Genomic DNA, 16,135 nt, shown 5'->3' on the forward strand with positions numbered 1-16,135 from the left:
GTTCACATCCATGACTATCGAACTGGAATTTACACCTAAAAACAAGTGGTTAGATGCGTATATCGTTTTGGTGTGGAAAATGGCCACACCAATAAGGAATCGGATACTGTAATGTATACCGTGTTCAACACTTACTTACCACTCATAAATGAGTAAACTGTTAAATAGTCATGACAACAATTGTTTGATCGTTAGCGGTGCGTCTGTGACCTTCAGTCTTTGAGCAGCAGTAAGTCCTTGCTTATCCTGATAGCACAAATTATGCCAAGCTCTGAATATATCTAAAAGAGGCAATATCCCGGCAGGTCGTAATTTGCGACGTGGCTCGTTGATGAAGCTCTCAAACAGCAATTGGAAGCGGTTTTGATAGAACTGAATGTGACGTGTTGTTGCCACATTAAACCAGGCTTCTGGCTCGTTTTTATCGCCAGCTAAATAGCAAATACCCTTGTTACACTCATACTGGCTAGAAATCGCCCAGCGATCTCGCCACCAACTCATGTAGGCAATGTCTACTTTGCCAAATGGCGCATTCATGTCCCAAATCGCATCTTCTTCTACGTACATCAGATCCACATTTTTCTCTTGGATACGAGATAAACAAACGCTCAACGCAGCAGAGCGGAGCAGGGGATCTTGAGGCATGTAAATAGAAACGCGCTTCTCAGGGCAGCACATATCTAGCACATGAAGATAGTGCGCATAAGAAGTGTATGGTGGACGAATCAAAGCGCCCTTGGATGGGTAATGGAACACCGAAAGGTTACCCAAAGGATCTTCAACGTTGCCACGAGCCAAGATGGTTTGATATTTCTGATCGATGCGCTCACGCAGTTTCTTAGACGGTGCTGGTGGCGGTTCACTCGCTTCTGCTGTGTATTCTTGCGAGACAAAGCGAGACACTTCATCGTATGGGTTGTGATCCAGTGTAGCGACTGGCTCATCATCAGAAGAGTAGTTCACATGCTGACAAAGAATGTAACCCGAATGCGCTTCACCCGAAGCGATCCAGTAAACGCCATTATTGCTGTTTGGCTGCAGCGCGACGTAGTTTGATGCGAGCTCATAATGCTCAGCGTGGTTTACCCAGCGTGCATCAATCGTTGCCAGTTTGCGTCGGCAACGGCTAGCGATGTGGTCAACATGATCGTAAAAGGTTTTTGGGTTGATGCTGAGTTTACGGCAGATTTCGCGAACGGAATAACCAGTAAACAATAAGCCCATTAAATTCTCTTGGAATTGAAGCTTTTTGTTGGCACCAGACCATTTATCGACAAAAGTACTTTGGCACACTTTGCAGCGGTAACGTTGGCGATCGCCACTGTAACCGAAAGCGTGATAGAGGTGTTTATGAGTATGGACAGAAAGCCCAAAGTTATCGCAGTCATCGTTGCGACAAGCAGGTAACCCGTCACTGTGGACGTGACGCAGACGATGAAGTTCGTTCACTACATCGCGGTTATTAAGTAAGGGGGGGAAAGCTCCACACTCACGGCATACCATCGCCGGACGTTTAGGGTTAGCATGTTGCAAAACGTATCGCTTTGCATCACTCAATCCAAAGTTGTCACACGCCAATGTTTTACAAAAGTTGAGTTGTAACCCATCTGCGTCCTTTGGCAGTTCGCCGTTAGACACAATCGCCCCCTCGGGATAATTCTTGCAGCCGGTCAGGCCCCGGCTGCTATTTACTACTTAGTTGTTTCTTAGATGTTGATTGCTGTTTCTAGAGCAACTTTCATCATGTCGTTGAACGACTTTTGACGCTCTTCAGAGCTTAGTTTTTCGCCACGGATGATGTGGTCAGAAACTGTTAGGATAGTTAGAGCTTTCGCGCCTAGGTCAGCAGCAACGCCGTAGATACCAGCCGCTTCCATGTCTACACCTAGGATGCCTAGTTTTTCCATTTTCTCGAACAGGTCTGCTTCTGGTGTGTAGAACAGGTCTGCAGAGAATACGTTACCAACTTTAACTGGTACTTCTTGAGCACGCGCTTGGTTAACCGCTTCTTCTAGAAGACCGTAGTCAGCGATTGCAGCGAAGTCGTGGTTGTTGAAACGGATACGGTTAACTTTTGAGTCTGTAGATGCACCCATACCGATAACAACGTCCATTAGTTTAACGTCGTCACGTACTGCACCACAGCTACCTACACGGATAACGTTTTTCACGCCGTATTCAGCGATTAGTTCGTGTACGTAGATACAGCAAGATGGGATACCCATACCGTGGCCCATTACAGAAACTTTCTTGCCTTTGTAAGTGCCAGTAAAGCCGAACATGTTGCGAACGTCACAAACTTGTTTCACATCTTCTAGGAACGTTTCTGCGATGTATTTAGCGCGCAACGGGTCGCCTGGCATTAGAACTGTTTCAGCGAAATCACCTGGTTGTGCGTTAATGTGTGGGGTTGCCATAAGTGCTCTCCAAAGTTTTGTTCAGGTAAAACGCATCAATTATAGAATGCTATTACCAATTCTGTTGAACTTGTTCGTTTTCGTTGAGGCCATAATATCGGGACAGGGTAAGGGGACTTGAGAGTTAAGTCACAAAACGGTCGGTTTTAGTGTTTAAATATTCTGTTGATAACTAAATCTGTTGAAAGCAAAAAGGCAATCGATTTGCTTTTGAGCAGTTTGTCGATTGCGCGCACAAATTCTTCCTTTCTTCACCTAAATTTTTTCTGAAATTGTGCTGATCGAATTCCTGTACAAGTGAGTAAAACGGTTAAATTGTACAATTTATTTTCTTGTACAATCTGGAAAGGCTTGCTATAAGTTATACAACAAAACATTTTGTATAGGGATGCGTCATCATGGAATCGTCAATCAAAGTAGGTATCAGCTCTTGTGTGTTAGGTGAACGTGTACGTTTCGACTCTGGGCACAAAATCAGCAACTTCGTTACTAAAGAATTAGATGGGTACTTCAGCTTCGTGCCTGTATGCCCGGAAGTCGGTGTTGGCATGACAGTGCCTCGCCCAACCATTCGTCTAGTGAGCAACGAAGAGCGTATTGCATTGGTCGAAACAAAGAATCCTGAAAACGACCATACCGATAAAATGCTGACGTACTCAGAAAACAAAGTGAACGAACTCCAAGGGGAACACCTGTGCGGCTACATCGTATGTGCTAAGTCTCCAACTTGCGGCATGGAACGTGTGAAGGTTTACAGCAAGAACAGTGCTGCGAAAGAAGGCATTGGCTTGTACACCAAAACTTTGATGGAAAAAATGCCGTGGTTACCAGTAGAAGAAGACGGTCGCCTTAATGATCCTGTATTGAAAGAGAACTTCATTACTCGCGTTTACTGCCTGAACGACTTTTATGAGTCGATGGGCGGCGAGCCAACCCGTGGCAAGATCATCGAGTTCCACTCACGTTACAAGTTAACACTGATGGCGCACCACCCAGAATCTTACCGATCTCTAGGTCGATTGGTGGCTGATGTTGCGAACTATGAAATCGAAGACTTCTACAACGAATATCGCCTTGGCCTAATGAAGGCACTGCAAAACCGAGCGAGTCGTAAAAATAACACCAACGTGTTGATGCACTTACAAGGCTACTTTAAGCGTTCGCTGAACAGTGATGAAAAAGCAGAGTTAGCGACGGTTATCAGTGACTACCGAACTGGCCTGTTACCATTGCTTGCCCCGTTAACCTTAATTAAGCACTATCTCAATGCGTACCCAGATGAGTACCTACAAAAACAAAAATATTTAGAACCATACCCGCAGGAGATGAGACTACGTTATGGATTGTAGCCAAGAAGAAAAACTATACGCAATTAGAGATGTATCAGAGTTGACGGGCGTAAAACCCGTCACCCTGAGAGCTTGGCAAAGACGCTATAACTTGATTCAACCTCAGAGAACAGAAAAAGGCCATCGCCTATACCGCCAACAAGACCTAGATACGATCCGTGAGATCCAAGGGTGGCTTGCCAAGGGTGTGGCGATTGGCAAAGTTAAGGGATTATTGGGTCAAGAGTCCGATGTTGACGTCGCCTCTGACGTTCAGCGTTTGGAAGAAGCCGAAGCCATGCTGAAAGCCCTGTCCGAACTCAACCGTGGCAAAACGGAAACCTTGTTATCTGGTGTATTAAAGGAATACCCACTTAACATTGTTATAGAACAGCTGATAAACCCAATTTTCGAAGCGTTAGACTTAGTGAAAGTGTCGCAGCGCTCCCTGCAACTGGGGCTGTTTCAAACCTGTTTGATCACTCGATTGGCCTTGGTTGTCGATTCTGAAAACAAAGCGTCTTCAAAAGGCAAATGCTTACTGCTTAGCTTTGACCAAGCACGTGATTCAGAGAGTTGGGTACAAGCAGTAAAACTGTGTGAACAGGGCTATCACATTACTTTGATCGATAAAGTAGAAGATGTTTCTGGCCTGATTGACCATGACGTGCTCTCTCGTTATCAATTCGTCCACTTCTTTTCAAACAAAGCACTGCCTATCAAGCAGGTGGAAGTGCTAACCACACTGCAAACGCAGCTTCCAGAAAAGGTTCAGTTTTCTGAAGTGATAGAAAAGCTGCACTTTGCTGCCTAAAAATACCCTCGTAAGGAGACGACATGATTCTGGTTTGGTTTCGACGTGACCTAAGAACGTTAGACCACACAGCGCTTAAGGCTGCTCTCGATTCTGGGCAGCCTGTTGTTGCCGGTTTTGTTGCAACGCCAGAGCAATGGCAAGAGCATCACATGGCACCCATGCAGGCGGATCTCATTGCGCGACGTTTAATGCACCTTGAAGAAGAGCTTGCAGAGCTGAATGTCCCGCTTCTGTACAAAGAAGTACCCAAATTTTCTGACGTGACCGAGGTTATTAAGGGTTGGGCATTATCATTGAACGTAGAAAGCGTCATGGCGAACATCCATTACGAGGTCAATGAACAAGCGCTAGACCGAGAGGTTTCAGAGGTTCTTGCTAAAAGCGAGGTCGCGTTCGAAGCTTTCCACGACAAGTGTGTTCATGCGCCAACCACGGTATTAAACAAGCAAGGTGAATACTTCAAGGTATTCACGCCATTCAAGCGTGCTTGGTTGCTGAAATTCCAAATGCCAATGGTGTCCAAACCACAACCGCAAGCCGAGCTGTCCAAAGACGTGCTTCAGGCAGTTGAAGCCGATCGTTATCATGCCGATGTGCCTTTTTCTTACCCACGCGAATCCAGCGAACGTTGGCATGCTTCAACCACAGATATTGTCCAACAACTAAGAGAGTTCGCCCGGGAGCGCAGCGATGCGTATCAAGCAGAAAGAGATCTACCTGCTGTCGATGGCACGAGTCAGTTATCTCCCTATCTCGCAATTGGTGCGCTGTCGCCGAGACAATGTATCGCAAGGCTTTATGCAGAAAACCCGCTTCCTGATCTCACCGAAGGGAAAGCCACTTGGTTGAGTGAAATTATCTGGAGAGAGTTTTACCAACACTTATTGGTGTTTGAACCAAAGCTTGTTAGAGGAAAGGGCTTCATTCCATGGGAAGAAAAGATCCAATGGTCTTACGATGAGCAAGCTTTCGAGCGCTGGAAAACAGGTACAACAGGGTACCCTATTGTTGATGCTGCAATGCGCCAACTGAACACCACGGGTTGGATGCACAATCGCCTACGCATGGTTGTGGCTAGCTTCTTAACGAAAGACCTGCATATTGACTGGCGTTGGGGAGAGGCATACTTCATGAGTAAGCTGGTGGATGGCGATTTCGCTGCCAACAATGGTGGATGGCAATGGTCGGCGTCTACGGGCTGTGATGGTCAACCTTACTTCCGAATTTTTAACCCTATTAGTCAGGGCGAAAAGTTTGATTCTGATGGCACCTTTGTTCGCCATTGGGTACCGGAAATTAAAGAGGTACCGAATAAGTTTATTCATAACCCTTGGCTATGGAGTGGTTTTAATTTACTGGATTATCACAAGCCGATGGTTGATCACAAGGTGGAAAGAGAGATAACCTTACGGCTCTTCAAAAACGCCAAGGAATAGAGAGAGATGCCTAGCAAGAAGCGTCCGATGAGTATCGCTAAACGAACCCTGTTGTCTGTATCGCTATCTTTAGTGAGTGGTTTGTCATTCGCAAAGATGTACGAATTGCCGGAGGACGGGGCGCGCGTCATAGGCCGCATGGAAAACCATGTGGTTGAACAAGGCGAAACCATGGCAAACATTGCGAAGCAGTACGATGTTGGCATGCTGGCGTTAATGGCGGCCAACAAAGGCGTGGACCCTTTTCTACCAAAAGAAGGCCACGTTCTGACAATTCCTACTCAGCTTATTCTCCCAGACGTTCCCCATAAAGGCATCGTTATTAACTTGGCAGAGCTGCGTCTTTACTACTTTCCGGCTAAAGAAAATGTGGTTCATGTATTCCCGGTAGGTATTGGCCGTATTGGTCGAGACACGCCAGAGATGACAACGAGCATCAGCCAGAAGCGCCCGAATCCAACCTGGACACCTCCTTCATCTATCCGTGCGGAATACAAGGCGAAGGGCATTGACCTACCTGCAGTCGTACCAGCTGGGCCTGATAACCCACTCGGTATGTTTGCGCTGCGCTTGGCGTATGGTCATGGTGAGTACTTGATCCACGGTACTAACAAAGACTTTGGTATTGGCATGCGTGTAAGTGCGGGTTGTATTCGTATGGACCCTAACGATATCGAGTGGCTATTCGACAAAGTACGTCGTGGTGAAAAAGTGAAGATCATCAATCAGCCGGTTAAAGTCACGCTAGAACCAGACCGCAGTGTATTTGTTGAGGCGCATGAACCATTGACTCGCAGTAACGGCGAGAAAGATCACTTACAAATTCCACAAGAGTTGAATTGGTGGTTGGATGAATATGGGATGACGAATGCGAAAGCTAAAGCAACGATTGCTGCTCAGAATGGTGTACCAGTAGAAATAACCGCGCCTTAACAAGCGTTAAAGCGCGGAATCACATCTTACTTAGTGTAAGACTGAGCGATGTTGTCGATACGCTCGTTAGCACGTGCAGCTTCTTCTTGAGCTGCCATAGCCGCGTCGTTAGACTTTTGAACGTCAGATTGTAGAGACTGAACGTCTTGGCTTAGTTGGCTAACTTGGTTGCTTAGTTCGTCTAGTTTAGTAGCTGTTGCTGCTTCGTCAGAAGAAGCACAACCTGCTAGTAGAAGTACTGAAGTTGCTGCAGCTGCGATCAACGTTTTGTTCATTTTAGAACTCCTTGCCTATAGTTAAATTCCTACGCTATACGTTTTGTGTCATATAGTCATAGTGGTAAATGTGAATACATTCTATCAGTACATGATGTAGCAAAAGTCAAAAAAATCCAAGGATTTCATAGAGTACCTGATACGGACGCTAACCTTTAGTTTACATAAGTGAGCGTTTACTCACCTTTAACGCCAGTATCGGGTAGTACAGCAGCTCTTTTACCACATCCCTGATATCAATAATTTAGACGAAATTTACACAAATGAAAGTTTCTTAGATGAATCTTTATTTTTTCTAATGGAATTAGTTTGTGTGATCTCTATCTATACTCCTATGATTTGCGGTATTATACCGAGCTTTTATTTTTTGCTGCGTTAGAGCGGAAACGACACTGAAAAAGCGCTCAAACGATGACTATTTATTGGAGAATACTTTGCAATTTAAAGATCTAGGCCTAGACAACCGATTGTTGAAGAACCTAAAACACTACGATTTCAAAAATGCGACTGACATTCAGAAGCAGGCGATTCCTGTTGCGATTGCAGGCAAGGATCTATTGGCATCTTCGAAAACGGGTTCGGGTAAGACTTTGGCATTTGTATTACCAATGCTTCACAAGTCACTAAAGACGAAGTCGTTTTCTGCAAAAGACCCTCGTGCAGTCATCCTTGCTCCTACGCGTGAGCTAGCAAAACAAGTATATGGCGAGCTTCGTTCAATGCTTGGTGGTCTGAGTTATGACGCAGCATTGATTCTTGGTGGTGAGAACTTTAACGATCAGGTAAAAGCGCTACGCCGCTACCCGAAGTTCATCGTGGCAACACCTGGACGTTTGGCTGACCACCTAGAGCATCGCTCTCTGTTTCTTGATGGTTTGGAAACGCTGATTTTAGATGAAGCTGACCGTATGCTTGATCTAGGTTTTGCACCAGAGCTTCGTCGTATCCACAAAGCGGCGAAACACCGTCGTCGTCAAACTCTGATGTTCTCAGCAACGCTTGATCACGCAGAAGTGAATGACATTGCATCAGAGATGCTGAATGCGCCAAAACGTATTGCTATCGGCGTATCAAACGAAGAGCACAAAGACATCACTCAAAAATTCTACTTGTGTGATCACCTAGATCACAAAGAAGCGATCCTTGAGCGTGTTCTTGAAGAGGCCGAATACCGTCAGGTGATCATCTTTACTGCAACTCGTGATGACACTGAGCGTCTAACGAACAAGCTGAATGAGAAGAAGCTTAAAGCGGTCGCGCTGAGCGGTAACTTGAACCAGACTCAACGTAACACCATCATGAGTCAGTTTGAGCGTGCTGTATTTAAGATTCTAGTAACGACAGACGTTGCATCTCGTGGTCTTGATATCGCAACAGTAACGCACGTTATCAACTTCGATATGCCGAAGCACACAGAAGAATACGTGCACCGTGTTGGTCGTACTGGTCGTGCGGGTAACAAAGGTGACGCAGTGTCTCTTGTTGGCCCTAAAGACTGGGACAGCTTTAAGCGTGTTGAAACTTACCTACAGCAAGATTTGAACTTCTCTGTATTTGAAGATTTAAAAGGTAAATTCAAGGGCTTGAAACCACGTAAACCTGATTTCCGTGGTAAGAAGACAGAAACCAAAAAAGCACGCCCACAAGCGAAAAAAGTCGCGAAGAAACCTGCTAAGCGCGATAAAGGTTTCTACCAAAACGTGGCAGTGGGTGAAAACGTGTTTATTCCTAAGAAAAAACCAGCGGAACCAAAAGCTGAAGATTAATCTTCAACTCAGCGCTAGAGGTTAACTGAATTCAAATCCGAGCTTACGAGCTCGGATTTTTTATATCTGAAATTTGCCTTCTCACGGGCTATTGTTTAGCAGTTCTAAACAAGGGTTAAATAGTCTTTGATTTTTCTGAACGCCAATTTTGCTTAGCATAGGTTTACAGAAGAGGAGACAAAATATGTATCAAGAAGAACAGTGGTTAGAAGACATCGATCTGAGCCTTACAGAACAACAGTGCAAATCGTTAGGTTGGGGAAAGAAAGGCGTCTGGGTGGAGATGTTGGCGTTTCTCTACGTAGCGTTGGTGAGTTGTACCTTAGTACACAATAGCGGAGGCTCACATGATTACTGAAAAGTCTCAAATGGGTGAATTGATTAAATCGGTCGTTTTTTCCTCCCTCTATTTTGTTGGATTTCTTGCTTTACTTTGGGTTGTAACTAGTCATCTTTTCTAGTTTTTCTACCTCTTTTGAGCTACTGACTAAAGTAAAAAAGTTACCCTCGTCACCTTCTTCAGGTGACGTTTTCATTTCTAGATTCTTAATTGCATCGCAATAGATGACTTATCTGACAATAGCTTTGCATCACAGTGCATTCATCCATGATTTAAACGTTTGGCATAATAAAAACCGATAAAAATGTCACGAAAATATGTAAATGATAATTGATCTCATTTTTATTTAAAGGCAGAATACGCGACATAATATTAATCCTATAAATAGTTGTGCCATTTATATGAAATTTAGTCATGTTTTTTTGGGGCTTTTAGTCACCTCTATGCCCAGTGTTGCCGCGGATAACTTTGATTGGCTGAGAGACGACTCCAGACAAGATGAGCGAGTTCTCTCTTACCTCAAGCAACAGAACCAAAAAACAGAACAATTTCAGAAACGCTATGACGAGATTACCCAAAATCTGTTGAGTCAATGGGAAGCCATGGCAGCAGAAAAAGGCGAGAAGCCTTGGGCGATGAAAAACGGTCAAGAATGGAATCTCACTCGTCGACAAGGCAACTTTGTTTTGCTTTCGCGAGCTGATAACAACGCGCAAGAGAAAGTGGTTTACGATTTCTCTTCTCGCCAAGAAGAGCGTCAATACTTCCAAATTGGTCAATGGCGTATTCAAGACGACTCTTTGTTGTTTACAGAAGATATTGATGGCAGCGAGCAGTACCGTGCTGTGTTGGTTGATCTAAAGAGTGGTGCAGCACGCGAGCTTATCAGCAACATTGATAATGGGGTTCTGCTTTCACCAAATGGCAAGTTTGCTTTCGCTGTCTCAAAAGAAGCGAGAACTCAACGTCCTTACCAAATCGTTCGAATTAATACTCAAACCAATGAGCAGAAAGTACTTTGGCAAGAGGACAAGACCGATTGGCTCATGTCCTTCTATCCAGCAGCCGACGCGCGTTTCGCACTGGTACAAACTAACAATGAATCGACCACCGAACAAAAGATCTTAAACCTTGATTCTGGCGAGCTGACGGCTTCGCTACGTAAACCAGAATCCGGTGTGGAGTATTATGCGGATGTTGCTCAAGACAGAGTCTTTATCTACAGCAATCTTAATGGTCCGTTTGGTTTGTTTGAAACTGCGATGCCCGAGAAACATGCGGACACTGTTGAGTCTAATTGGAAGTCTTTCTTACGCTCAGAAAATGGCGTAGAACAATTTTACTTGTACGATGCGGGACTTGTGGCATTAACCAAGCAAGATAATCAAACGACAATCTCGGTTTACTCTTATGATGGCAAGGAGAAAAAATCTCTTCCGTTAGAGTCGGAAGGTCGCGTTGCTTGGTTGAGCACTCTTGGTGATTACCGCTCTAACAAAATCCGCATTCGTAGTATGTCGATGACGACACCGCCGTTGTGGGAAGAGTTTGATGTTAAAGCACTGACAAAGACAAATCTCTCGCAAGATGTTTATCACGGCTTCTCTAGCCAAGATTATGTTTCTCAACGCATTATGGTCAAAAGTCATGGTGTGGAAGTGCCGGTTTCTCTTGCTTATCGCAAAGATAAGCTCAGCGACAACGCTCCTGTTGTGCTGTACGGCTATGGCGCTTACGGATTTACCATGAAACCTTACTTCATGCCTCAAACCGTGAGCTTACTAGATCAAGGCGTTATCTACGCGATAGCGCATGTTCGTGGTGGCGGTTACTTTGGTGCTGACTGGCACGAGCAAGGCCGAGGCGTTCTTAAAGCTAACTCTATCAATGATTTCACGGCAGCTGCGCAAGCACTTAAACACTTTGATGGTGGTGAACGTGATGTCTACGCGATTGGATCGAGTGCTGGTGGCACTTTAGTTGCCGGCTCGATCAACCAAGCTCCTGACTTGTTTGCTGGCGCGGTGATGAAGGTTCCGTTTGTCGATGTCGTTGCTAGCATGTCCGATACGACGTTACCACTTACCGCACAACAATATGGAGAATGGGGGAATCCGACACTCCCGGAGCAGCTCAAAGCGATGCAAGCTTATGATCCTATCCTCAATATCCATAAAGATGCTTACCCACCCATGTTGGTTCAAGTCGGATTGAACGACCAACGTGTGCCTTATTGGGAAGGCGCGAAGTATCTCGCTCAAATTTCGTCGACCAGTGAATCGACAGGCCCTTATTTGTTGCAAACGGATTTTAACTCTGGCCACCGCATGGATCCAAGGCAGGCAAGAGAGCAACAAGCGAAGGAATACGCATTTCTACTATCACTAATTAAAACATCTAAAGCGGAGCAGTAAATGAAGCTTACCCCAGTGTCAGCGGCAGTACTTTCGGTACTTGCTGCCAGTCAAGTGCACGCCGAATCTAAGGTTTTCTCAATGGAAGAGGTGGTTGTAACCGCCAATAAAATCGATCAGCCATTGTCAAAAGTGGCAGGTAGTGTCGCGGTTATCACAAACGAGCAAATCGAAGAACGAGGCGAAACCGAGCTTTATGACGTGCTGCGTAACGAACCTGGTGTAAGCGTGACGGGAGGTGCAGGACGTCCGCAAAACATTACCATCCGTGGTATGACAGGTAACCGCATTATGATCGTTCGTGATGGCATTCGTTCTGCGGATGGCTTCGGTGCGAGTGACATTAATGATGCAGTTGGGCGAGATACTTTTGATTTATCCAATTTTGAATCGCTGCAAATCATTAAAGGTGCAAGCTCTTCGGTGCATGGCTCTGGCGCGATCGGCGGTGTGGTGATTTTAGAATCCAGTAAGCCGGGTGATTTCTTAAAAGACAAAGACTTCTACACCGATGTTTCCGGTACTTACACCGATATCAGCAACAAGTACAAAGGCACGAGTAATCTAGCTTTCCGCTCCGGGGATACAGAGAGTTTGTTTAACGTTTCATACTGGCAAGGGCAAGAGACACGTAACTTTGATGAAGATTTGTATAACCGCGACCTAGATGGTTACAGCGGTGCTTATACAATCAACCACTTTTTCAATGAAGAGGTGATGTTGAAAGCCAAAGCGGAACTCTACACCCAGAATCAAGAGCGTTTGGAGGGTTCACCGTCCATTCAACCTGATGGCATCTGGCATATTGAAGACTTTGCTGAAGATGAAACCTCCGAAGAGTACAGCGCTTACATTGGTGCAGAGGTGACACCGATTAATCCAACTTGGTTCGAAGAGTTGGATACCAAAGTTTACTGGCGTCACACCGAAGTCGTGGAAGACACCAACCGTTTAATGCGCCAAGTGGATCACAATGGTTTGATCACCAAACGTCGCGAGCTGGAACACAAAACCTTCATTGACGAGACAATTGGCTTCCGTGGTGACTTTACCAATACGATTTATGCAGCAAATGCAGAGCACCAGTTGGCTTACGGTGTCGAGCTTTCTACTGACTATTATGAACGCACAGATAGCGATTCCAAGATTGATTGGAACGGGGTAACGCCTTCGACCAAACAACCTTTCGCTCCTGCTCGTGCTTATAACATTGGTTTGTACGTTCGAGACATGGTGGAACTGGATAAATGGACCATCACTGGCGGCCTACGCTTTGATGCGCACCGTTTAACGCCGGACGGTGAGGGCGAAGTGGGCGGCTTCCCATTAAAAGACATGGATAGCTCAGAGGTATCTCCAAGCCTGTCGGTTTCTCGTGAAATGTTTGCCAACAACATCGTTTATGTGTCGTACAACCACGGTTACCGTGCTCCGGAATACGACAAAGCATATGGCTTCGTGAACCATGATTTCGTGCCGCTGACGCCTTTTGTTATCGCACCTAACTTAGACCTAGAAGCTGAGACTTCAGACTCATTTGAAATCGGTAACAAGTTCGATAACGGTCGTGCGTATGTCTATGCGTCTGTGTTCTACAACAAGTTTGAAAACTTCATCGATGTTGTGACCACAGGCTTTGATTCAAGCACTGGTAATTACATCAAACAGTACCAAAACCTTGATGGCGTAGAGACTTATGGCGCAGAGCTTTCTGCGGGTTACGCGCTCACCAAACAATGGGACATCAGCACTAAGTTTGGCTACGTAGATGGCAAAGACGCGGAAGGCGAATACGTTCGAAGCATTACGCCATTCGAAGGTAACGCTCAACTGAAATACGCCAACCAAGACTTCAATGCTTACGTGGCTTGGAACTGGGCCGCTGCTATGGATCGCGTTCCTAAATGCCAGACCACGCTTGGCCTAGCGACAGAGTGTGCGCAGACAAGCGCGTGGAATACGTTTGATATTGGCGCAACTTACTACGTTTCCAAAGACCTTCGTGTTAGCGCAAACATCGTCAACCTCTTCGACAAAGAGTACATCCGATACCAAGACGTAGCGGGTATCGCTGAGGAAAATAAACACTACTCAACGGAGCCTGGGCGCTACTTCACGCTAAATGCAAAATACGAATTCTAGGACGAAATCATGAAGCTAAAACCATTGGCGTTTTCGCTGCTTATTGCTTGTACCCCTGCGGTGCAGTCTGCAGAGTGGGATTATCCCGCAACGGACTCTGTGGTAACGAATGAAGCGCAAGCGAAAACTTATCTAGACAGCCACTACTCAGAAGCGGGCGAGTTTAAGTTCCGTTACAAAACCCAGTCTCAGCTTGGTGAGCATTACAATTTTGATGTTTGGGTAAACGGTGAATATCAAGCACAGCGTGCCCTAGTAGTAACAACCGATAAAAATCATCACGTTGTGCGAGTGTTTAAGAGCCTTGAAGATACGATCATTCGCAACGGTAAACCAACGGTTGCAATGGAATTGGAATCGCCTCGCCAACTGCAAGCACAAGAGCCACCGGCTTTGAGCTCTGGAAGTCTGGTTGATGTTGAGGTTTCTTTATTCAACCCAGATCTTCGCACCATGCAACAGCAAGCGGCACCAGAATCGACGTGGTCAGCACTGTCCGATTACCCTCAGCCGATCGAGTACGTCACCAAGTCGATTGAGGTTTTAAAGTCCGGCGGTAAGTTCTACCTCTCTAACCCAAGATTAAAGCAAGTGGATGCAACGGGTTTATTTGCAGCCCCAGCACCTGGTGAAGCACCTGTACTTGATACGTTGGACTTTCTCAGCGCAGAAGGGATTCAAGTATTTGACAGTGTTGATGAGATGCAAAGCACCGAGTTTGGTGACAATGCGTTCCCACAGCTGATGGCTTTTTATCATCTTGATAGCTCGATCCAATATCTGACAAGCCTGACTTACGACTTGTTTGACGAACCGCTTCGTTTTGATGCTCGCGGTTTATCAAAAGATAACTCTACTTACTATTACGGTCCGAAAGCACTCATGCTGGGTGTCGGTGGTGTTTCTCCGGATGCAGTCGATGCTGATGTCGTGATACATGAGCTTGGGCATGGCATTCATTACCAAATCGTACCGGATTGGGCGTACGGTCACACTGGTGCTATCGCAGAAGGTTTTGCTGATTACTGGGCGGGCAGCGCGAGCTACCGCACTCAATATTTGGATGTTTCGCGTCGTGGTCAAGAATTCGAGTTAGATACGGTGTTCAACTGGGACGGTGTGTTCGGAACACGCAAAACAACTCGTAGCTTATGGAACCAAAGAGCGCGTTACTTCGAGGGCTCAGAGTATCCAGCGCACGTTAGTGTGGGCGGTGAACTAGGCGACGAGCTATGGTCAACGCCACTGTTCCAAGCACTTAAAGCATCGGTTGAGCGATACGGTGATGATACCGATAACGTGTTCCGTGAGTTTGACGCCATTGTTCTTGAAGGCATGTATGGCATTGGTCGTGGCGTGAAAATGCATGATCTGGCGGAATCGACCGTGTTTGCCGCAAACACCTTGTTCCCAAATAAAGATTACGCCCAATTCCTGACGGACAGTTTCAACAAACACAACTTACTTAAAGCGCCTCTTCGCGTTCGCTATGACGCTCGATACATCGCACAAGGTCAAGACGTTGGTGTGAGCCTGAGCCAAACTGGCCGCGAAGCGAGCATCAAAGGGCAATGGCAGCTAAACAACGCATCCGTTTTCGACTTTGATGAAACGCTTTCTGATTCGACCTCAATGAAGGTGGTGTTACCAAGCGGTCTGACGTGTGGCACGCAGTTCGATTCTTCTATTTCATTGGATTACCAATTTGCAGAAGGCTTAAAGACTCACCAGTGGAGTGAAAAGGTGATGCTGGTTAATGGTACGCCAGAGCTCGATATCCAGCCTCAATCAGTGAATTCCGCTTTGCCGGAGCAGGGCGACAGACTGTTCTCTCAGACGCTATCGGACAAGTCGCGCACGATTGATGATTCGTTTGCGGTTTACCTGAACATCGAACATGACTCACTGCAGGATCTGCAAGTGACGCTAGTGTCTCCACAAGGCAAATCGGTCGTGTTACTTAGCCATCAATCAAGCAATACCAATGGATTTAAAGGTTACTTCACAGCTCAGTATGACGAGGAGTTACAAGCGCTTGTCGGTCAACCGAGTTGGGGTACTTGGCGTCTCGAAGTGTCTGACCGTGTGTCAGGTAACTCAGGGGTGTTGAAAGAGTGGGGTGTGAGTCACTTTGCTCAGTATCAGTGTAGTGCTGATACCACTAAAGAAAGCAGTGGTGGTGGTTCAGGTGGCAGTGGCTCGCCTTGGACTTTGTTAGGACTTTTCCTGCTTTCAATGGTGAGAGTGATTCGCTCTCGTTAATTAAA

12 protein-coding genes are annotated in these 16,135 nt (G+C 45.9%); 9 read left to right on the forward strand and 3 right to left on the reverse strand.

The window, feature by feature from the left end; translation table 11 throughout:
• Positions 1–168 precede the first annotated feature (168 nt).
• Entirely contained in the window at positions 169–1,638 is a 1,470-nt protein-coding gene (locus ATB78_RS07370) for a hypothetical protein (RefSeq protein WP_061008257.1), read from the reverse strand.
• Positions 1,639–1,706: 68 nt separating this feature from the next.
• On the reverse strand, positions 1,707–2,417 hold the full coding sequence (deoD, locus tag ATB78_RS07375) for a purine-nucleoside phosphorylase (RefSeq protein WP_005441106.1): 711 nt from the start codon (positions 2,415–2,417) through the stop codon (positions 1,707–1,709).
• Positions 2,418–2,815: 398 nt separating this feature from the next.
• Between deoD and ATB78_RS07380 the strand changes: the two genes are divergently transcribed.
• From ATB78_RS07380 to ATB78_RS07395, 4 genes are read left to right on the forward strand one after another with little or no spacing between them, the layout of a single operon-like run.
• On the forward strand, positions 2,816–3,766 hold the full coding sequence (locus ATB78_RS07380; RefSeq protein ID WP_020197886.1) for a DUF523 and DUF1722 domain-containing protein: 951 nt from the start codon (positions 2,816–2,818) through the stop codon (positions 3,764–3,766).
• On the forward strand, positions 3,756–4,559 hold the full coding sequence (locus tag ATB78_RS07385) for a MerR family transcriptional regulator (RefSeq protein ID WP_061008258.1): 804 nt from the start codon (positions 3,756–3,758) through the stop codon (positions 4,557–4,559). Before ATB78_RS07380 ends, ATB78_RS07385 begins: the two co-directional genes overlap by 11 nt.
• 23 nt (positions 4,560–4,582) lie before the next feature.
• On the forward strand, positions 4,583–5,998 hold the full coding sequence (phrB, locus tag ATB78_RS07390) for a deoxyribodipyrimidine photo-lyase (protein WP_061008259.1): 1,416 nt from the start codon (positions 4,583–4,585) through the stop codon (positions 5,996–5,998).
• A gap of 6 nt (positions 5,999–6,004) precedes the next feature.
• Positions 6,005–6,931, forward strand: a complete 927-nt coding sequence (locus ATB78_RS07395) for a L,D-transpeptidase family protein (protein WP_005441098.1) — start codon at positions 6,005–6,007, stop codon at positions 6,929–6,931.
• A gap of 26 nt (positions 6,932–6,957) precedes the next feature.
• Here the strand turns inward: ATB78_RS07395 and ATB78_RS07400 are convergent, their stop codons facing one another.
• On the reverse strand, positions 6,958–7,206 hold the full coding sequence (locus ATB78_RS07400) for an Lpp/OprI family alanine-zipper lipoprotein (protein WP_005441096.1): 249 nt from the start codon (positions 7,204–7,206) through the stop codon (positions 6,958–6,960).
• A gap of 422 nt (positions 7,207–7,628) precedes the next feature.
• On the opposite strand from ATB78_RS07400, the gene ATB78_RS07405 reads away from it, so the two are divergent.
• The 5 genes from ATB78_RS07405 (at position 7,629) to ATB78_RS07420 (ending at position 16,130) form a co-directional block, all read left to right on the forward strand.
• Positions 7,629–8,972: a DEAD/DEAH box helicase gene (locus ATB78_RS07405; RefSeq protein ID WP_061008260.1), complete on the forward strand. Its 1,344-nt coding sequence runs from the start codon at positions 7,629–7,631 to the stop codon at positions 8,970–8,972.
• Between the two features lie 184 nt (positions 8,973–9,156).
• Positions 9,157–9,330 carry a hypothetical protein gene (locus tag ATB78_RS29830; protein WP_179946997.1) on the forward strand — a complete coding sequence of 58 codons (174 nt, stop codon included), beginning with the start codon at positions 9,157–9,159 and terminating at the stop codon, positions 9,328–9,330.
• Positions 9,331–9,713: 383 nt separating this feature from the next.
• Positions 9,714–11,726: a prolyl oligopeptidase family serine peptidase gene (locus ATB78_RS07410; RefSeq protein ID WP_061008261.1), complete on the forward strand. Its 2,013-nt coding sequence runs from the start codon at positions 9,714–9,716 to the stop codon at positions 11,724–11,726.
• Entirely contained in the window at positions 11,727–13,868 is a 2,142-nt protein-coding gene (locus tag ATB78_RS07415; protein ID WP_061008262.1) for a TonB-dependent hemoglobin/transferrin/lactoferrin family receptor, read from the forward strand.
• Positions 13,869–13,877: 9 nt separating this feature from the next.
• Complete coding sequence (locus tag ATB78_RS07420) at positions 13,878–16,130, forward strand: proprotein convertase P-domain-containing protein (protein ID WP_061008263.1); 2,253 nt, start codon at positions 13,878–13,880, stop codon at positions 16,128–16,130.
• Positions 16,131–16,135: the final 5 nt, after the last annotated feature.

This window comes from Vibrio sp. CUB2, from assembly GCF_001557945.1.
Taxonomy (GTDB): Bacteria; Pseudomonadota; Gammaproteobacteria; order Enterobacterales; family Vibrionaceae; genus Vibrio; species Vibrio owensii.

Coding starts and splice junctions, on each gene's coding strand:
- deoD (WP_005441106.1), bottom strand. CDS start 2,417: ATGGCAACCCCACACATTAACGCACAACCAGGTGATTTCGCTGAAACA.
- ATB78_RS07380 (WP_020197886.1), top strand. CDS start 2,816: ATGGAATCGTCAATCAAAGTAGGTATCAGCTCTTGTGTGTTAGGTGAA.
- ATB78_RS07385 (WP_061008258.1), top strand. CDS start 3,756: ATGGATTGTAGCCAAGAAGAAAAACTATACGCAATTAGAGATGTATCA.
- phrB (WP_061008259.1), top strand. CDS start 4,583: ATGATTCTGGTTTGGTTTCGACGTGACCTAAGAACGTTAGACCACACA.
- ATB78_RS07395 (WP_005441098.1), top strand. CDS start 6,005: ATGCCTAGCAAGAAGCGTCCGATGAGTATCGCTAAACGAACCCTGTTG.
- ATB78_RS07400 (WP_005441096.1), bottom strand. CDS start 7,206: ATGAACAAAACGTTGATCGCAGCTGCAGCAACTTCAGTACTTCTACTA.
- ATB78_RS29830 (WP_179946997.1), top strand. CDS start 9,157: ATGTATCAAGAAGAACAGTGGTTAGAAGACATCGATCTGAGCCTTACA.
- ATB78_RS07410 (WP_061008261.1), top strand. CDS start 9,714: ATGAAATTTAGTCATGTTTTTTTGGGGCTTTTAGTCACCTCTATGCCC.
- ATB78_RS07415 (WP_061008262.1), top strand. CDS start 11,727: ATGAAGCTTACCCCAGTGTCAGCGGCAGTACTTTCGGTACTTGCTGCC.
- ATB78_RS07420 (WP_061008263.1), top strand. CDS start 13,878: ATGAAGCTAAAACCATTGGCGTTTTCGCTGCTTATTGCTTGTACCCCT.